Origin of the sequence: Streptomyces sp. NBC_00637, assembly GCF_045161545.1 — a bacterium.
Classification (GTDB): Bacteria; Actinomycetota; Actinomycetes; order Streptomycetales; family Streptomycetaceae; genus Streptomyces.
The window spans coordinates 2,460,805-2,477,488 of the sequence record NZ_CP109046.1; the positions used below are offsets into that span (position 1 = coordinate 2,460,805).

At 70.4% G+C, this 16,684-nt stretch carries 18 protein-coding genes and 5 tRNA genes; 6 read left to right on the top strand and 17 right to left on the bottom strand.

Translation table 11 applies throughout. The annotated features are described in order from the left end of the window. The first annotated feature begins 38 nt into the window (after nt 1-38). Entirely contained in the window at nt 39-1,244 is a 1,206-nt protein-coding gene (locus OG440_RS10410) for an FAD-dependent monooxygenase (RefSeq protein WP_406006566.1), read from the top strand. Here the strand turns inward: OG440_RS10410 and thiD are convergent. Beyond that, complete coding sequence (gene thiD / locus OG440_RS10415) at nt 1,219-2,034, bottom strand: bifunctional hydroxymethylpyrimidine kinase/phosphomethylpyrimidine kinase (protein ID WP_406006567.1); 816 nt, start codon at nt 2,032-2,034, stop codon at nt 1,219-1,221. The two genes, OG440_RS10410 and thiD, sit on opposite strands and share 26 nt — an antisense overlap. Next, nucleotides 2,031-3,002 carry a thiamine-phosphate kinase gene (locus OG440_RS10420; RefSeq protein ID WP_406006568.1) on the bottom strand — a complete coding sequence of 324 codons (972 nt, stop codon included), beginning with the start codon at nt 3,000-3,002 and terminating at the stop codon, nt 2,031-2,033. The genes thiD and OG440_RS10420 overlap by 4 nt, the downstream gene beginning before the upstream one ends. Nucleotides 3,003-3,208: 206 nt before the next feature. Here OG440_RS10420 and OG440_RS10425 point away from each other — a divergent pair, with 206 nt between their 5' ends. Further along, nucleotides 3,209-3,442 carry an Lrp/AsnC family transcriptional regulator gene (locus tag OG440_RS10425; RefSeq protein ID WP_020128743.1) on the top strand — a complete coding sequence of 78 codons (234 nt, stop codon included), beginning with the start codon at nt 3,209-3,211 and terminating at the stop codon, nt 3,440-3,442. 20 nt (nt 3,443-3,462) lie between these two features. Continuing rightward, nucleotides 3,463-3,963: a DUF3515 domain-containing protein gene (locus tag OG440_RS10430; protein WP_406006569.1), complete on the top strand. Its 501-nt coding sequence runs from the start codon at nt 3,463-3,465 to the stop codon at nt 3,961-3,963. Between the two features lie 33 nt (nt 3,964-3,996). Here the strand turns inward: OG440_RS10430 and OG440_RS10435 are convergent, their stop codons facing one another. From OG440_RS10435 to OG440_RS10445, 3 genes are read right to left on the bottom strand one after another with little or no spacing between them, the layout of a single operon-like run. Further along, entirely contained in the window at nt 3,997-5,154 is a 1,158-nt protein-coding gene (locus tag OG440_RS10435) for a D-alanine--D-alanine ligase family protein (RefSeq protein ID WP_406006570.1), read from the bottom strand. A 59-nt stretch (nt 5,155-5,213) separates the two neighbouring features. Beyond that, entirely contained in the window at nt 5,214-6,224 is a 1,011-nt protein-coding gene (locus tag OG440_RS10440) for an NAD(P)H-dependent glycerol-3-phosphate dehydrogenase (RefSeq protein WP_406006571.1), read from the bottom strand. Next, complete coding sequence (locus OG440_RS10445; protein ID WP_406006572.1) at nt 6,221-7,123, bottom strand: lysophospholipid acyltransferase family protein; 903 nt, start codon at nt 7,121-7,123, stop codon at nt 6,221-6,223. The genes OG440_RS10440 and OG440_RS10445 overlap by 4 nt, the downstream gene beginning before the upstream one ends. A 164-nt stretch (nt 7,124-7,287) precedes the next feature. Between OG440_RS10445 and cofC the strand changes: the two genes are divergently transcribed. Both cofC and OG440_RS10455 read left to right on the top strand, forming a co-directional pair. Beyond that, entirely contained in the window at nt 7,288-7,926 is a 639-nt protein-coding gene (cofC, locus tag OG440_RS10450; protein WP_406006573.1) for a 2-phospho-L-lactate guanylyltransferase, read from the top strand. A gap of 9 nt (nt 7,927-7,935) precedes the next feature. Beyond that, nucleotides 7,936-8,139, top strand: a complete 204-nt coding sequence (locus tag OG440_RS10455; protein WP_406006574.1) for a hypothetical protein — start codon at nt 7,936-7,938, stop codon at nt 8,137-8,139. A gap of 106 nt (nt 8,140-8,245) precedes the next feature. Here OG440_RS10455 and OG440_RS10460 read toward each other — a convergent pair whose 3' ends face one another. From OG440_RS10460 to leuC, 4 genes are all read right to left on the bottom strand, one after another. After that, nucleotides 8,246-8,917 carry an HU family DNA-binding protein gene (locus OG440_RS10460; RefSeq protein WP_406006575.1) on the bottom strand — a complete coding sequence of 224 codons (672 nt, stop codon included), beginning with the start codon at nt 8,915-8,917 and terminating at the stop codon, nt 8,246-8,248. A 138-nt stretch (nt 8,918-9,055) separates the two neighbouring features. After that, nucleotides 9,056-9,286 carry a hypothetical protein gene (locus OG440_RS10465; protein ID WP_406006576.1) on the bottom strand — a complete coding sequence of 77 codons (231 nt, stop codon included), beginning with the start codon at nt 9,284-9,286 and terminating at the stop codon, nt 9,056-9,058. Between the two features lie 275 nt (nt 9,287-9,561). Beyond that, nucleotides 9,562-10,155, bottom strand: a complete 594-nt coding sequence (leuD, locus tag OG440_RS10470; protein WP_406006577.1) for a 3-isopropylmalate dehydratase small subunit — start codon at nt 10,153-10,155, stop codon at nt 9,562-9,564. A gap of 6 nt (nt 10,156-10,161) precedes the next feature. After that, nucleotides 10,162-11,592 carry a 3-isopropylmalate dehydratase large subunit gene (gene leuC / locus OG440_RS10475; RefSeq protein ID WP_406006578.1) on the bottom strand — a complete coding sequence of 477 codons (1,431 nt, stop codon included), beginning with the start codon at nt 11,590-11,592 and terminating at the stop codon, nt 10,162-10,164. 190 nt (nt 11,593-11,782) lie between these two features. On the opposite strand from leuC, the gene ndgR reads away from it, so the two are divergent. Then, nucleotides 11,783-12,499, top strand: coding sequence for an IclR family transcriptional regulator NdgR (gene ndgR / locus OG440_RS10480; protein WP_267027425.1), 717 nt, complete (start codon nt 11,783-11,785; stop codon nt 12,497-12,499). 417 nt (nt 12,500-12,916) lie between these two features. Here ndgR and OG440_RS10485 read toward each other — a convergent pair. The 8 genes from OG440_RS10485 to OG440_RS10520 form a co-directional block, all read right to left on the bottom strand. Further along, nucleotides 12,917-12,989: transfer RNA gene (locus tag OG440_RS10485), tRNA-Glu, on the bottom strand. A 28-nt stretch (nt 12,990-13,017) separates the two neighbouring features. Next, nucleotides 13,018-13,089 (bottom strand) — tRNA-Gln (locus OG440_RS10490). Between the two features lie 20 nt (nt 13,090-13,109). Then, a tRNA-Glu gene (locus tag OG440_RS10495) sits at nt 13,110-13,182 on the bottom strand. Between the two features lie 62 nt (nt 13,183-13,244). Next, nucleotides 13,245-13,317, bottom strand: a tRNA-Glu gene (locus tag OG440_RS10500). Nucleotides 13,318-13,359: 42 nt separating this feature from the next. Next, nucleotides 13,360-13,431 (bottom strand) — tRNA-Gln (locus tag OG440_RS10505). 91 nt (nt 13,432-13,522) lie between these two features. Continuing rightward, nucleotides 13,523-14,251, bottom strand: coding sequence for an HAD family hydrolase (locus OG440_RS10510; protein ID WP_406006579.1), 729 nt, complete (start codon nt 14,249-14,251; stop codon nt 13,523-13,525). 96 nt (nt 14,252-14,347) lie between these two features. Further along, nucleotides 14,348-15,832 carry a glutamate--tRNA ligase gene (gene gltX / locus OG440_RS10515; RefSeq protein ID WP_406006580.1) on the bottom strand — a complete coding sequence of 495 codons (1,485 nt, stop codon included), beginning with the start codon at nt 15,830-15,832 and terminating at the stop codon, nt 14,348-14,350. Next, the gene (locus tag OG440_RS10520; protein ID WP_406006581.1) at nt 15,825-16,610 is read right to left on the bottom strand and encodes a fumarylacetoacetate hydrolase family protein; all 786 of its coding nucleotides are present in this window, start codon (nt 16,608-16,610) and stop codon (nt 15,825-15,827) included. The genes gltX and OG440_RS10520 overlap by 8 nt, the downstream gene beginning before the upstream one ends. Nucleotides 16,611-16,684 lie beyond the last annotated feature (74 nt).

Consider the following 16,684-nt stretch of genomic DNA (forward strand, 5'->3'; position numbering starts at 1 on the left):
TAGGAGGACGGTCAGCGGCCGCCGCGAGGCTCCTGCGCATGACGAAGACCCACAGCACCCTCGGCCACCTGGACGTCCTCATCTCCGGCGCGAGCGTCGCCGGTCCGGCACTCGCGCTCCACCTCGCCCGGTACGGCGCCCGCGTCACCGTCGTCGAACGGTCCCCGGATCTGCGTGCGGGCGGCTTCGCCGTCGACTTCCGGGGGCATGTCCACCGCGAGGTCCTCACCGCCATGGGCATCTGGGACGAGATCCACGCCCGCCAGACCCACATGGGCCGCCAGATCGTCGTAGCCGAGGACGGCTCGCCCCGCGTGGACCTGCCGGCCGAGATGATGAGCGGTGACGTCGAGATCCTCCGCGGCGACCTCGCTCGGATCATGTACGAGCGCACCCGGGATCACGTCGACTACGTCTTCGGCGACTCGATCGCCACCCTCACCGACACCGGTGCCGGTGTCGACGTGACCTTCGAGGAGCACGCCCCCCGCCGCTTCGACCTCGTGATCGGCGCCGACGGCCTGCACTCGAACACCCGCCGGCTGGTCTTCGGCGACGAGTCCCGCTACCTGCGCTTCTTCGATCACTACGTGGCCGCCTTCGACGTCCCCAACGACCTGGGCCTGGACCGCACCGGCAGGCTGTACAGCGAGCCGGGCCGCGCGATCGCCCTGGGCAACTACGACGGTGATCCCGACCGCGCCGGCGCGCTGCTGGTCTTCCGCTCGGAGCAACTCTCCTACGACCGCGGGGACACGGCCGCGCAGAAGCGGATCCTCGCCGAGCGGTTCGCGGGGATGGGCTGGGAGGCGCCGAGGGTGCTCGGGGCGCTGCGAGACGCCGACCGGCTGTACTTCGACGCGATCGCGCAGATCCACGTCGACCGCCTCGCCGAGGGCCGGGTGGCCCTGCTGGGGGACGCCGGGTACGGCGCGACCATGGGCGGCATGGGGACCGGCGCGGCCATCGTCGGCGCGTACGTCCTCGCCGGTGAACTGGCTCTCGCGGGCGGCGACCACCGGACCGCGTTCGCCGAGTACGAGAGCCGCGTCCGGTCCTTCGCCAGGGGCTGCCAGAAGATCTCCGGCAACGCGGGCCCGTTCTTCGCCCCGCCGACCGAGCGGCGCATCCGCAACCGGGACCGGATGTACCGGCTGCTCGGCTCGCGTCCGATGGCCGGTGTCTTCAAGCGGCTCACCGAGAAGGCCGCGACCGACATCAGGCTCCGGCCGTACCCCGGGTGAGATCCCATCCGTGGTCCACGGGACCGATGCCGGCGCCGAGTGCGAACCCGGCGGCGATCGCCCCGGTGACGTACCGCTTGGCCGCCGCCACCGCCTCCGGTACGGGAACGCCCTTCGCCAGCTGCGCCGCGATCGCGGACGCGAGGGTGCAGCCCGTGCCGTGCGTGTGCCGGTTGTCGTACCTCGGCGCCCGCAGCCAGTGCTCCTCGTGCCCGTCGGTGAGCAGGTCGACGGCGGCACCGGGGAGATGGCCGCCCTTGATGAGCGCCCAGCGCGGCCCGTACGCCAGCACGGCGGCCGCCGCGTCCCTCAGCTGCTTCTCCGACTCGACCCGCACGCCCGTCAGTTGGGCCACCTCGTCGAGGTTCGGCGTGGCGACGGTGGCGACCGGCAGCAGTTTCGCGCGTACGGAGTCCAGCGCGGAGGCGGCCAGCAGCGGATCCCCGTGCTTGGAGACCCCGACCGGGTCGACGACGACGGGAGCTCCGGTGCCGGCGAGCAACTCGGCGACGGTCTCGACGAGTTCGGCGGAGGCGAGCATGCCCGTCTTCACCGCCTGGACGCCGATGTCGTCGACGACGCTGCGGAACTGGGCCCGCACGGCCTCCACCGGCAGCTCCCAAGCCCCCTGTACGCCGAGGGAGTTCTGCGCGGTGACCGCCGTGATCACGCTCATGCCGTGTACGCCGAGCGCGAGCATCGTCTTCAGGTCGGCCTGGATCCCGGCCCCGCCGCCGGAGTCGGAACCGGCGACGGTCAGCACCCGGGGAGGGGTCCCGAGCGCGCTCACGACTCCATGTCCCCGTCCCCGAAGTGGTCCCAGCCGCCCTTGCTGGTCCAGGGCGCCCCGTCCACCGTCACCTGGGGCAGGGCGGACGGGTTGAGCACCTCTCCGATCACCTTCCAGCGGGCGGGCAGCTTCACGTCCGGCGGGAAGGTCGCCACGATCGCGTGGTCCTCTCCCCCGGTCAGCACCCACTGGATCGGGTCGACGCCGACGGCCTGCCCGATGTCGTGCATCTGGGTGGGGATGTCGATGGCGCCGGAGCGGATGTCGATCCGGACCTTGCTGGCCTCGGCGATGTGCCCGAGGTCGGCGATGAGCCCGTCGCTGACGTCGCACATCGCCGTCGCGCCGAGCCCGGCCGCGGCCGGACCCGCGTGGTACGGCGGCTCGGGGCGGCGGTGGGCCTCGACGAAGGCGCGCGGCGAGCGGAAGCCCCGGGAGAGGACGGCGTACCCGGCGGCGGACCAGCCCAGCCAGCCCGTCACCGCGACGAGGTCGCCGGGCTGGGCGCCGCCCCGGGTGACCGGTTCCTGGTTGCGCAGGTCGCCGAGCGCGGTGATCGACACCATGATCGTGTCGCCCCGTACGACGTCGCCGCCGACCACGGAGGCGCCGGCGACCTGGCACTCGTCGCGCAGGCCGTCCATCATCTCGGACGGCCAGGTGACCGGCAGTTCGGCGGGCACGACGAGGCCGAGCAGCAGGGCCGTCGGCACCGCGCCCATGGCGGCGATGTCGGCGAGGTTCTGCGCGGCGGCCTTGCGGCCGACGTCGTAGGCCGTGGACCAGTCGCGGCGGAAGTGCCGGCCCTCCAGCAGGATGTCGGTGCTGGCCACGACCCGGCGGTCGGGCGCGGCGACCACCGCGGCGTCGTCGCCGGGGCCGACCCGGACCGCGGGGGTGGTGGTGAGACGGGAGGTGAGCTCCCTGATGAGCCCGAACTCCCCGAGCTCACCAACAGTGCCCTTCATTGCCCTTTCGCCCCTTCTATACCTGTCCGTGCCCGGTCGCGCGTAACCAGTGTCCTCGATACGGTCGAGTCAGCCGTCAACTTCTGTCCTGCCGCCACCCCGGCGCGCGAGCCGTGCTTCCCGCAGGTCTCCCCGTGACGAGCGGCGACGCGATACCGTGGCGTTCCTTTTCCCCACATGATCCTCGTGGCCGCCCTGGAGGTTCCGTGGTACAGGCGTACATCCTGATCCAGACGGAGGTCGGCAAAGCGTCGACCGTCGCCGAGGAGATCGGCAAAATCCCTGGCGTCGTCCAGGCCGAGGACGTGACAGGACCCTATGACGTGATCGTGCGGGCCCAGGCCGACACCGTGGACGACCTCGGCCGCATGGTGGTCGCCAAAGTCCAGCAGGTGGACGGGATCACCCGCACCCTGACCTGCCCGGTCGTGCATCTGTAGCCCCCGTCTAACCTTGGCCGGTGAACCTTTTCCGTCACCGGCCGCTCGGTGTATCCGCCCTCGTCCTGCTGATCACGGCCGGGGGCTGCTCCTCGGCAGACGACAGCGCGTCGGCGGCGGTTCCCAGCCCCGGCGCGAAAGCCGCGCAACTGTGCCGAAGTCTGGACAAGGTACTGCCGTCGAAGGTGGACGGTGAGAGCCGCCACGATCCCGAGCCCGCCTCCGCGCTGACCGCGGGCTGGGGAGGCCCGGAGATCATACTGCGCTGCGGTGTCACGCGGCCGCCGAAGATGATCGACCCCGAGGTCGCCGACGGGGCCGACCCGGACGCGGTGGCCGGCGGGGTGAACGGCGTCGACTGGCTGATGGAGAAGCGGGACGGCGGGGGGAACCGGTTCACCACCGCCAGCCGGAGCGCGTACGTCGAGGTGACGGTGCCGGAGAGCGCGGACAACTCCTCGGTGCTGATCGATCTGGCCCCGGCCATCAAGAAGGCGATCCCCGAAGGGATCGCCGACTAGATCAACCCCGGCCCGAGGCCGGGTCGAACCCGATCAACGCAGGCCCGTCGACCTGCGCAGCGCCGCCTGGACCAGGCGGTCCACCAGCTCGGCGTAGCCGATGCCGGTCGCCTGCCACATCTGGGGGTACATCGAGATCGGGGTGAAGCCGGGCATCGTGTTGATCTCGTTGATGACGAACTCGCCCTCGTCCGTGAGGAAGAAGTCCGCCCGGACCAGTCCCTCGCAGGACGCCGCGTCGAAGGCGTCCACCGCGAGCCTGCGGACCTCCGCCGTCTCCTCGTCCGTCAGCGGCGCCGGGACGATCCCCGGGGTCGAGTCGAGGTACTTGGCGTCGAAGTCGTAGTACGCGTGCGCGTCCGGCGGCGGGATCTCGGCCGGGACGGAGGCGCGGGGGCCGTCCTCGAACTCCAGGACGCCGCACTCGATCTCGCGGCCCCGCAGCGCCGCCTCGACCAGGATCTTCGGGTCGTGCCGCTGGGCCTCGGCGATCGCCTCGTCGAGCCCGGACAGGTCGTCGACCTTGGTGATGCCGATGGAGGAACCCGCGCGCGCGGGCTTCACGAAGAGCGGCCAGCCGTGCTCGCCGGCGAAGTCGACGATCTTCTTGCGCGCGGCCGGCTCGTCCTGCGCCCACTCGCGCGGCCGGATCACCACGTACGGGCCGACCTTGAGCCCGAAGGAGGTGAACACCCGCTTCATGTACTCCTTGTCCTGGCCGACGGCCGAGGCGAGCACACCCGCGCCCACGTACGGGACGCCGGAGAGCTCCAGCAGGCCCTGGAGGGTGCCGTCCTCGCCGTACGGGCCGTGCAGGACCGGGAAGACGACGTCGACCTCGCCGAGGGCCTTCGGCACCGACCCCGGCTCGTAGTAGACGACTTCGCGGTTGGCGGGGTCGACGGGGAGCACCACGCCGCCGTCCCGCGACTCGGCGAGTTCGTCCACGTCGGGCGTACGGCGGTCGGTGATCGCCATGCGCTCGGGGGCGTCGGCGGTGAGGAACCAGCGGCCCTCGCGCGTGATGCCGATCGGCAGGACCTCGTACTTGGTCCGGTCGATGGCCCGCAGGACCGCGCCGGCCGTGACCACGGAGATCCCGTGCTCGGAGCTGCGACCGCCGAAGACAACGGCCACCCGCGGCTTGCGGACGGGCTGCTGAGGGCTCTGGGGGAGGTTCTCGGTGCTCATATCGGCTTGAGAGTACCCGGTGGTAGGGCGGAGAGTCAGCGTCCGCCCACCGGGTTCGCTCAGCGTCGTTCGGGCTTCGCGCTGCGCGACATCAGTTCCTTGACGGCCACCACCGGGGGCTTGCCCTCGTGCACGATGGCGACGACCGTCTCGGTGATCGGCATGTCGACGCCGTGCCGCCGGGCCAGATCCAGCACCGACTCACAGGACTTGACGCCCTCGGCGGTCTGCCGAGTGACCGCGATGGTCTCCTGCAGGGTCATGCCCTTGCCGAGGTTGGTGCCGAAGGTGTGGTTGCGCGAGAGCGGCGAGGAGCAGGTCGCCACCAGGTCGCCGAGCCCGGCGAGTCCGGCGAAGGTCAGCGGGTCCGCGCCCATCGCCAGGCCCAACCGGGTGGTCTCGGCGAGGCCGCGCGTGATCAGCGAGCCCTTGGCGTTGTCGCCGAGGCCCATGCCGTCCGCGATGCCGACCGCGAGGCCGATCACGTTCTTGACGGCGCCGCCCAGCTCGCAGCCCACCACGTCGGTGTTGGTGTACGGGCGGAAGTACGGCGTGTGGGAGGCGGCCTGGAGCTTCCGGGCGACAGCCTCGTCGGTGCAGGCGACCACGGCCGCGGCGGGCATCCGGGAGGCGATCTCCTTCGCGAGGTTGGGCCCGGTGACGACGGCGATCCGGTCCGGGCCCACCTTGGCGACGTCGTCGATGACCTCGCTCATCCGCATGGTCGTACCGAGCTCGACGCCCTTCATCAGCGACACCAGCACGGTGTGGGGGGCGAGCAGCGGCGTCCAGTCGGCGAGATTGGCGCGCAGGGTCTGCGAGGGGACCGCGAGAACGGTGAAGTCGGCGTCCCGGGCCGCCTCGGCCGCGTCGGCGGTGGCGCGCAGGTTGCGCGGGAGTTCGACGCCGGGCAGGTAGTCGGGGTTGGTGCGCGTGGAGTTGACCGCGTCGACGAGTTCGGGGCGGCGCGCCCACAGCGTCACCTCGCAGCCCGCGTCGGCGAGGACCGTGCCGAAGGCGGTCCCCCATGATCCGGTACCGAAGACGGCCGCCTTCACGGACTTGCTCACTTGCTGTTCTCCCCCTCGTGACTGGCCTTCGTGTGGCCGGTCTGCGCGTGACCGGTCTGCGGGTGACCGCTCTGCGTGTGTGCCGCCGCCGTGCCGTTGGTCTGCGCCCGGGGGCCGGCACCGGCTTGCGTACCGTCCTGCTCAGCGGTGTCGTCGTCGCCGGTCTCCGCCCGCGTACGGCGGCGCTGCTCGATCCGCTCGCGACGCGGGTCGTAGGGCGTCTCGGGCGCCTTCTCGCCGCGGATCTCCTCCAGCTGGGCGGTGACGGCCGCCATGATGACCTCCGTCGCCTCCTTGAGGAGTTCCGGGGTCATCTCGTGGCCGTAGAACCGTGCGAGGTCCACGGGCGGCCCGGCGAGGACGTGGTGCGTCTTGCGCGGAAGGAGGTTCGGCTTCTTGGCGTACGGCGGCAGCAGTTCGTTGGCGCCCCACTGGGCCACGGGGATCACCGGGCACTTGGTCTGCAGGGCGACGCGCGCGGCACCGGTCTTGGCGGTCATGGGCCAGCCGTCGGGGTCGCGGGTGAGGGTGCCCTCGGGGTAGAACGCGACGCACTCGCCGCGCTCCACGGCGTCGATCGCGGCCCGGAAGGCGCTCAGCGCGTCCGTGCTCTCGCGGTAGACGGGGATCTGCCCTGTGCCGCGCATCGCGGCGCCGACGAACCCCTCCTTGAAAAGACCGCTCTTCGCCAGGAATCGCGGCACGCGTCCGCTGTTGTACTGGAAGTGCGCGTAGGCGAAGGGATCGACATGCGAATTGTGGTTCACCGCGGTGATAAAGCCGCCCTCGGCCGGAATGTGTTCCATTCCCTGCCAGTCCCGCTTGATCAGAACCACCAGCCAGGGTTTACACAGGACCGCAGCGAAGCGGTACCAGAAGCCGATTCTGCGGCGGGGCACGCGGACACCTTCCTCTAGGACTTCCCATGGCCTGCTCCGGGGCCTGGGGGCCGCACAAGTGTCGCCCCGGGCCGCCGGTCTGTCGAGAACACGGTACGCCCGCGCGTCAGACCGTCGGATGGGCCGGGTGACAATGGCCGCGACACGAGAGGGACGGTACGCCGGTGCAGTGGACCTTGGTCATACCCCTGAAGCCCTTGGCGCTGGCCAAGAGCAGGCTCGCGGACACCGCAACCGACGGGCTGCGCCCGGGCCTCGCCCTCGCCTTCGCCGAGGACACCGTGGCGGCCGCACTGTCCTCACCTGCGGTGCGGGATGTGGCCGTAGTCACGGACGACGCCCTGGCCGGGCGGGTCCTGGCGGCCCTGGGCGCCCGGATCGTCGCCGACGAGCCGCGCGGGGGCCTCAACACCGCCCTGGCCCACGGGGCCGCCGCCGTACGCGCCGTGCGTCCCGATTCCCCGCTCGCGGCGCTCAACGCCGATCTGCCGGCCCTGCGCCCGGCGGAATTGGCCCGGGTACTGGACGCCGCCGGGGAATTCCCCCGCTCTTTCCTCCCGGACGCGGCGGCGATCGGCACCACGCTTCTCGCCGTCGCCGCGGGCCGTGAATTGCTGCCCGCATTCGGCGCGGATTCCCGCGCCAGGCATCGTTCCTCCGGGGCCGTGGAACTGTGTCCGCAGGAGGTGGATTCCGTTCGCCAGGACGTGGACACCGGCGAGGATCTGCGCGCGGCGCTGTCCCTGGGGGTGGGCCCCCGGACGGCCGCGGCGGCGGCGCAGCTGCTGATTCCGGGGCAGTAGGCTGCCGTCATGCAGGCGACCGCATACACGTACGACCCCGATACCCGCAGCGGGCAGGTGCTGCTGGACGACGGCACACCGGTGTCGTTCGACGCACCGGCGTTCGACGCGGGCGGGCTGCGGCTGCTGCGGCCCGGGCAGCGGGTGCGGATCGAGGTGGAGGGGCCGAAGGACGGCCTCCGGATCACCCTGGTGACGCTCCAGACGTTCTGACGGGCGCGGGCTCCTCCGCCCAGGACCCTCCCGGCCCCCTCCCGACACGCCGCGGGCCGGACTTCCGAGAGGGAGTCCGGCCCGGCGCGTGAGTGGCCCTGCTGTTCTACGCCTTGCGGGCGGTGGTCTTCTTGGCGGTGGTCTTGCGCGCGGTCGACTTCTTGGCGGGGGCCTTGGTCGCCGTCGCCTTCTTCGCGGCCGGGGCCTTCTTGGCCGTCGTCTTCTTGGCGGTGGCCGACTTCGCGGTGGTGGTCTTCTTGGCGGCCGCCGTCGTCTTGGTGGTGGCCTTCTTCGCGGTGGTCTTCTTGGCGGTCGCCGAGGTCTTCTTCGCGGTGGCGGCCGTCGTCTTCTTCGCGGGGGTGGCCTTCTTCGCGGCGGCCGACGCCCTCTTCGCCGGGGCGGCCTTCTTCGCGGCGGCCTTCTTGACCGTGGCGGAAGCGCCGCCGGTCAGGCTGCCCTTGGGGGCCTTCTTGACGGCGACCTCGCCGCCGCGCGGCAGCTTCTTCGAGCCGCTCACCAGGTCCTTGAAGCCCTGTCCTGCGCGGAAACGCGGCACGGACGTCTTCTTGACCCGAACCCGCTCGCCCGTCTGGGGGTTGCGAGCGTAGCGGGCAGGCCGGTCGACCTTCTCGAACGAACCGAAGCCGGTGACCGAGACCCGGTCTCCCGCGACCGTCGCGCGGACGATGGCGTCCAGGACCGCGTCGACCGCCTCGGCGGCCTGCTGGCGGCCGCCCACCTTGTCGGCAATCGCTTCTACGAGCTGCGCCTTGTTCACGTCTTCCCCTTCGGAGACATTAGCCGGAACGAAACTGTTCAAGCTTTTTCGCACGTTAGGCAGATATATACCGCAAATCAAACACGAAACGGGCTAATCACCCTTGTGCCGCAACGAAATCGGCTGCTCCGGAGACGATCAACGCTCCTCGCCGGGCATTCGCCCCTCGTCGAGGTCCGCCATGAACCGCTCCAGACGCCTTGTCGCATCGGCGAGATCGTGCTTGGCCGCGGCCGTAATGACCAGCAGCTTCCGGGTCAGCGCCATCCGTACGCCCTCCGGGACTTGCAGTGCGCGCACTCTTGTGTGCGCGTCCTTGAGCTGGTTCGCGACCGCCGTATAGAGCTCGAGTTGGCCGTCGTGTTCCATGCACAGATTGTGCCATCTGGGGCGAGTTGTCGCCCGCCCAGGGGGCAACTGCCGCCTCGAACGGCCGCCTCGGCGCTTGCGGCGGTTGTGACCACACAGGCCGCGTACCCAGGCAACAACCCCTCTAACGTGGGAAGTTGGGAGAAAGGGAGAAGATTCACGGGGCCGAACGGGTGCAGACACAGCAGTACCCCCGATCGGACCGATCGGGGGTACGGCGGGGGTGTCGCGGTGGCCGAAACTCGACCTGCTCAGGGCCTTCTGGGGCCCCGGGGTCAGAGCTGGAGCGTCCTCGGCTTGTACGACGGGCGCTTGGCCTCGTAGGCGGAGATGTCGCCCTCGTTCTGGAGGGTGATGGAGATGTCGTCCAGCCCGTTCAGCAGGCGCCAGCGGGAGTTCTCGTCCAGCTCGAAGGAGGCGGTGACGCCCTCGGCCCGCACCTCACGCGCCTCGAGGTCCACCGTGATCTCGGCCTGCGGGTCCTTCTCGGTGAGCTCCCACAGCGCGTCCACGATGTTCTGCTCCAGAACCACCGTGAGCAGGCCGTTCTTCAGCGAGTTGCCCCGGAAGATGTCGGCGAAGCGGGACGAGATCACGGTCTTGAAGCCGTAGTTCTGCAGTGCCCACACGGCGTGCTCGCGGGAGGAACCGGTGCCGAAGTCGGGGCCGGCGACCAGCACGCTCGCGCCCTGCCGTTCGGGGCGGTTGAGGATGAAGTTCTCGTCCTTGCGCCAGGCCTCGAACAGCCCGTCCTCGAACCCGTCCCGCGTGACCTTCTTGAGCCAGTGAGCAGGGATGATCTGGTCGGTGTCGACGTTGGAGCGGCGCAGCGGGACGGCCCGACCGGTGTGCGAGATGAATGCTTCCATGACTGATCAGACTCCAGCGGGCGTACGGGTCTCGGCGTCGGACAGGTCGGCCGGGGAGGCCAGGTGGCCCAGGACGGCCGTGGCGGCCGCGACCTGCGGCGACACCAGGTGGGTACGGCCGCCCTTGCCCTGCCGCCCCTCGAAGTTGCGGTTGGAGGTGGACGCGGAGCGCTCGCCCGGGGCCAGCTGGTCGGGGTTCATCCCGAGGCACATCGAGCAGCCCGCGTGCCGCCACTCGGCGCCGGCGTCCTTGAAGACGACGTCCAGACCCTCGGAGACGGCCTGGAGACCGACCCGCACCGAGCCGGGGACGACCAGCATCCGTACGCCGTCGGCGACTTTGCGGCCCTCGACGATGGCGGCGGCGGCCCGCAGGTCCTCGATCCGGCCGTTGGTGCACGAACCTACGAAGACGGTGTCCACGTTGATGGAGCGCAGCGGCTGGCCGGCCTCCAACCCCATGTATTCCAGGGCCTTTTCGGCGGCGTTGCGCTCCGAAGCGTCTTCGTACGAAGCAGGGTCGGGGACGACGGCCGAAAGCGGCGCGCCCTGACCCGGGTTGGTACCCCAGGTGACGAACGGCGACAGCGCGGCACCGTCGATGACGACCTCGGCGTCGAACTCGGCGTCCGCGTCCGTCTGCAGCGTCTTCCAGTACGCGACCGCCGCGTCCCAGTCGGCGCCCTCGGGAGCGTGGTCGCGGCCCTTGATGTACTCGAAGGTGGTCTCGTCCGGGGCGATCATGCCCGCGCGGGCACCGGCCTCGATCGACATGTTGCAGATGGTCATCCGGGCCTCCATCGAGAGTTTCTCGATGGCGGAGCCCCGGTACTCCAGGATGTAGCCCTGGCCGCCGCCGGTACCGATCTTGGCGATGATCGCCAGGATCAGGTCCTTGGCCGTCACGCCGTCGGGCAGCTCGCCCTCGACCGTGATCGCCATGGTCTTGGGGCGGGCCAGCGGCAGGGTCTGGGTGGCGAGCACGTGCTCGACCTGCGAGGTGCCGATGCCGAACGCCAGCGCGCCGAACGCGCCGTGCGTGGAGGTGTGGGAGTCGCCGCAGACGACGGTGGTGCCGGGCTGGGTCAGACCCAGCTGCGGGCCGACGACGTGTACGACGCCCTGCTCGACGTCGCCGAGCGGATGCAGCCGCACGCCGAACTCGGCGCAGTTCTTGCGCAGCGTCTCCAGCTGGGCGCGCGAGACCGGGTCGGCGATCGGCTTGTCGATGTCGAGGGTCGGGGTGTTGTGGTCCTCGGTCGCGATGGTGAGGTCGAGACGGCGCACCGGGCGGCCGTTCTGCCGCAGCCCGTCGAAGGCCTGCGGGCTGGTCACCTCGTGCAGGAGGTGCAGATCGATGAAGAGGAGGTCGGGCTCGCCCTCGGCGCGCCGGACGACGTGGTCGTCCCAGACCTTCTCCGCGAGTGTCCTACCCATCGCTTTCCCTCCGGCCGGCAATGACGCACCGGCCCAACTAGAGATCTTGTGGAGGCGACGCCCGTTGCCCCTGTTTTCCGGGCACCCGCCGCCAGGCCCGTTGGTCCGCGGGCCACCATGCGTCCAAGGGTTGCGCGTCTCACGGAAAAATGAACTTGCGTTTCACAGAGTGAGACGGGAGTATCGTTGCATGGACAACAGTAGCGGCGTCGGCGTCCTGGACAAGGCAGCCCTTGTCCTGAGCGCCCTGGAGTCCGGTCCGGCCACCCTCGCAGGCTTGGTCGCGGCCACCGGACTGGCACGACCCACGGCTCACCGACTGGCCGTGGCTTTGGAACACCACCGTATGGTGGCGCGCGACATGCAGGGCCGATTCATCCTCGGCCCGCGCCTTGCCGAGCTGGCCGCGGCCGCCGGCGAGGACCGTCTCCTCGCCACCGCCGGGCCGGTGCTGACGCACCTGCGCGACATCACCGGCGAGAGCGCGCAGCTCTACCGCCGCCAGGGCGACATGCGCATCTGCGTGGCCGCGGCGGAGCGCCTGTCCGGCCTTCGGGACACGGTCCCGGTCGGTTCCACGCTCACGATGAAGGCCGGTTCCTCGGCCCAGATCCTGATGGCCTGGGAGGAGCCCGAGCGTCTGCACCGCGGCCTCCAGGGCGCCCGTTTCACGGCGACGGCCCTGTCGGGCGTACGGCGCCGCGGCTGGGCCCAGTCCATCGGCGAGCGCGAGCCGGGCGTCGCGTCCGTGTCGGCTCCCGTGCGGGGCCCCTCGAACCGCGTGGTGGCCGCCGTCTCCGTCTCGGGCCCCATCGAGCGCCTGACCCGCCACCCCGGCCGTATGCACGCCCAGGCGATCATCGACGCGGCGGCTCGCCTCTCGGAGGCCCTGCGCAGGACGGGCTGACACCGACCCGGGAAAGGGGCCGCCTCAACGCCGCGGCAGCCCTCGAACCGACGGCATCACCGACCGGCCCGGACGCGCCGGGGCCTGCCGCTGTGCGGCCTCGCCGCACGGGCGCGACCGGCCACGACACATCCGCCCCCGGCAGACGACGGCCGCGCCAAGAAGCGGACCGGTGGGCAAACCGGTCCTTCGCGGACCGCCCGCGCGCCTCCACCGGCACCTGGCCGTGGGCGCCGCGAGGCCGAACGCCGGCTCGGCTACGACGGGAACGCCGAACTTCTCGTGCCCTACGCCCGGTTGACGCACCGAGCGGCCGTGCCGGACCTCGACTTCATAGAGACCCGGGCGTTGGGGCATGCCGGAGATCCCGGCATGCGAAAAAGCCCCCCGCCGAAGCGAGAGGCTTTTTCGATCATGTACCCCCGACCGGATTCGAACCGGCGCTACTGCCGTGAGAGGGCAGCGTGCTAGGCCGCTACACAACGGGGGCCTGCATCATGCGTTTCCGCAGATCAGAGCTGGTCTACCAGGACTCGAACCTAGAATGACGGTACCAGAAACCGTAGTGTTGCCAATTACACCATAGACCAAGGTGATTCGATGAAATGCGTACCCCCGACCGGATTCGAACCGGCGCTACTGCCGTGAGAGGGCAGCGTGCTAGGCCGCTACACAACGGGGGCCCTAGCGATCCTGCATCGACGAGAGGGGGAGCTACCCGAACTCTCCTCGTGGGAAGGATCTGTACCCCCGACCGGATTCGAACCGGCGCTACTGCCGTGAGAGGGCAGCGTGCTAGGCCGCTACACAACGGGGGCTTCGTGGAGTCGACCTCCACAGGTGCAGATAAGCTCTGCGAGCTGGCCTACCTGGACTCGAACCAAGACTAACTGAACCAGAATCAGTCGTGCTGCCAATTACACCATAGGCCACTGGAACGCAAGACCCGTAAGGGCTCTTGTTCTAGCGTTGCTCCTCCGGTACCGGCCTTTCGGCCCGCTCTCCGGCGGCGCAGGAAGAACATTACCCGAAGGTGGACCGGGCTCCAAAACGGGTATCGGGGCCGAGGATCGCGGGCAGTTCGGCGAGCGAGACGATCCGGTGGCGTCCGGAGGGGAGCTCGACGGTGGCCGTGCCGTAGCGGTCGATCCACACGGAGAGCAGTCCGGCGTCGGCTGCCCCCCGCCCGTCGATCTCCGGATGGTCACCCACGTAGGCCACCTGGTGAGGGGGCAGCGACAGGGCCTCGCAGGCCGCGAGGAAGGCGCCGGCCTCCGGCTTGGAGACACCCAGTTCCGCCGCGCACAGGATGACCTCGAAGCGGTCGTGGACCCCGAGGACGCGCAGCTTGTGGTCCTGGACGTGGATGCTGGAGTTGGAGAGCACGGCGTGGCGGTGGCTGGCGGCGAGGGCGTCGAGCACGGGCAGGACGTCCGGGAAGAGCGCCCAGGCGGCCTCGTAGTGCGAGCGGTAGCGCTGGAGCCAGTCGTCGGCCTCCGCGTCCGTCATCTCGCGGCCCAGGAACGCCCGTACCCGGTCCCGTCGCTGGTCCTCGAAGGTGATCCCGCCCGCCGAGAACCGGGCCCACTGCTGTTCGGTGACCTCCCGCCACCGCGCGAGCCCCTCCTCCGCGGTGCCGAACCGGTCGAGCAGCCCCTCGGCCGTCAGATACGACCGCATGCCCTCACGGTCGGCGGTCGTGTAGTCGAAGAGGGTGTCGTCCACGTCCCAGACCACGGCGAGGATGCTCATGATCCGACGGTAACGCGGAGGTGGCCGCCCTGTCCGGGAGATACCGAAGGGGCGGCGCCCGGTCGACAGGCGCCGCCCCTTCGGGCGGGAGCGGGGCTACGCGGCGAGCCTCGCCAGGGCCGCGTCGACGCGGGCCAGCGTCTTCTCCTTGCCCAGGATCTCCAGGGACTCGAAGAGCGGCAGGCCGACCGTGCGGCCGGTGACGGCGACACGGACCGGGGCCTGTGCCTTGCCGAGCTTGAGGCCGTGCGCCTCGCCGGCGGCCAGGACGGCCTCCTTGAGGGACTCGGCCGAGGTCCAGTCGGCCGCCGCCAGCTTCTCGCGGGCCGTCGTGAGCAGCGCGTCGCTGCCCTCCTTCATCGCCTTCGTCCAGCTCGCCTCGTCGACGGCGGGCTCCGGCAGAAAGAGGAAGTCGACGTTGTCGGTGATCTCCGACAGCACCTTCAGACGGGTCTGGGCGTGCGGGGCGATCGCCTCCCACCTGGCCTGGTCGAAGTCCTGCGGGGACCAGGGGGCGTAGGGGGCCTTCAGCCAGGGCGCGCAGCGCTCCGTGAAGTCCTTCACGTCCAGCAGGCGGATGTGGTCGGCGTTGATCGCCTCCGCCTTCTTGAGGTCGAAGCGCGCCGGGTTGGGGTTGACGTCCGCGATGTCGAAGGCCGCGGTCATCTCGTCCATCGTGAAGATGTCCTGGTCGGCCGAGAGCGACCAGCCGAGCAGCGAGAGGTAGTTGAGCAGGCCCTCGGGGAGGAAGCCGCGCTCGCGGTAGAGGTTGAGGGAGGACTCCGGGTCCCGCTTCGACAGCTTCTTGTTGCCCTCGCCCATCACGTACGGCAGGTGACCGAAGTGCGGGGTCCCCTGGGCGATGCCCAGTTCGGTGAGCGCCTTGTACAGGGCGATCTGGCGGGGGGTGGAGGAGAGCAGGTCCTCGCCCCGCAGGACGTGCGTGATCTCCATCAGCGCGTCGTCCACCGGGTTGACCAGCGTGTACAGCGGGGCGCCGTTCGCGCGGACGATGCCGAAGTCCGGCACGTTCTCCGGGGTGAACGTCAGCTCGCCGCGGACCAGGTCCGTGAAGGTGATCGTCTCGTCGGGCATGCGGAAGCGGACGATCGGGGTGCGGCCCTGGGCCTTGTACTCCGCCACCTGCGCCTCGGTGAGGTCGCGGCAGTGGCCGTCGTAGCCGGAGGGCCGGCCGGCGGCGCGGGCGGCGTCGCGGCGGGTGTCCAGCTCCTCCTGGGAGCAGTAGCAGTGGTAGGCGTGGCCGGCGTCGAGGAGTTTGCGGGCGACGTCGGCGTAGAGGTCCATCCGCTGCGACTGGCGGTACGGCGCGTGCGGGCCGCCGATCTCGGGGCCCTCGTCCCAGTCGAAGCCCAGCCAGCGCAGCGAGTCCAGGAGCTGGTCGTAGGACTCCTCGGAGTCACGGGCCGCGTCGGTGTCCTCGATGCGGAAGACCAGCGTGCCCTGGTGGTGCTTGGCGAACGCCCAGTTGAACAGGGCGGTGCGGACCAGGCCCACGTGGGGGTTACCGGTGGGCGAGGGACAGAAACGGACGCGTACGGAGGAGCCGGGTGCGCTAGCCACGCTTGACAACCTTGTTGGTGAGAGTGCCGATGCCTTCGATGGTGACGGCGACCTCGTCGCCGACGACCAGGGGGCCGACCCCTGCCGGGGTGCCCGTGAGGATCACGTCGCCGGGGAGCAGCGTCATGGCCTCGGTGATGTTGACGATCAGATCCTCGATCGAATGGATCATCTCGCTGGTGCGGCCGAGCTGCCGTTGCTGCCCGTTGACCGTCAGCTGGACGGTGAGGTCGCCGGCGGTCTCGAGGTCCAGGCCGGTCTCCACCCAGGGGCCCAGCGGGCACGAGGTGTCGAAGCCCTTGGCCCGGGCCCACTGCTTCTCGCGCTTCTGGACGTCGCGGGCGGTGACGTCGTTCGCGCAGGTGTAGCCGAAGATCACGTCCTTGACGCGCTCGCGGGGGACCTCGCGGCAGAGCCGTCCGATGACGACGGCGAGCTCGGCCTCGTGATGGACCTCTTCGGAGAAGGCCGGGTACTGGATGGCGTCGCCGGAGCCGATCACCGAGGTGGAGGGCTTGAAGAAGGCGAACGGGGCGTCCGGCACCTCGTTGCCCAGCTCGCGCGCGTGCTCGGCGTAGTTGCGGCCGAAGGCCACGACCTTGTTGGGCAGGACGGGCGGGAGCAGCCGGACCTTGCTCAGCGGCACCTTGGTGCCGGAGAGCTCGAAGTCCGTGAACGGGATGCCCTTGATGATGTCGAGGACGAGCTCGTCCGGCTTGTCGCCCTCGACCGCGCCGAAGGCGACGTTCCCGTCGATGGAGAACCTGGCGATGCGCACGGGTTGGTTGGCCCCTTGACTGAGCTGGGTGGAGTGTGACGCCCCAGGCTAACGCGGAAGGGCGCCCCCGGCCG

What these genes read in the sequence shown, in the direction of transcription:
- OG440_RS10410 (WP_406006566.1), top strand. Translation starts at nt 39, where the DNA reads ATGACGAAGACCCACAGCACCCTCGGCCACCTGGACGTCCTCATCTCC.
- OG440_RS10420 (WP_406006568.1), bottom strand. Translation starts at nt 3,002, where the DNA reads ATGAAGGGCACTGTTGGTGAGCTCGGGGAGTTCGGGCTCATCAGGGAG.
- OG440_RS10435 (WP_406006570.1), bottom strand. Translation starts at nt 5,154, where the DNA reads ATGAGCACCGAGAACCTCCCCCAGAGCCCTCAGCAGCCCGTCCGCAAG.
- OG440_RS10455 (WP_406006574.1), top strand. Translation starts at nt 7,936, where the DNA reads ATGCAGGCGACCGCATACACGTACGACCCCGATACCCGCAGCGGGCAG.
- OG440_RS10465 (WP_406006576.1), bottom strand. Translation starts at nt 9,286, where the DNA reads ATGGAACACGACGGCCAACTCGAGCTCTATACGGCGGTCGCGAACCAG.
- leuD (WP_406006577.1), bottom strand. Translation starts at nt 10,155, where the DNA reads ATGGAAGCATTCATCTCGCACACCGGTCGGGCCGTCCCGCTGCGCCGC.
- leuC (WP_406006578.1), bottom strand. Translation starts at nt 11,592, where the DNA reads ATGGGTAGGACACTCGCGGAGAAGGTCTGGGACGACCACGTCGTCCGG.
- ndgR (WP_267027425.1), top strand. Translation starts at nt 11,783, where the DNA reads ATGGACAACAGTAGCGGCGTCGGCGTCCTGGACAAGGCAGCCCTTGTC.
- OG440_RS10510 (WP_406006579.1), bottom strand. Translation starts at nt 14,251, where the DNA reads ATGAGCATCCTCGCCGTGGTCTGGGACGTGGACGACACCCTCTTCGAC.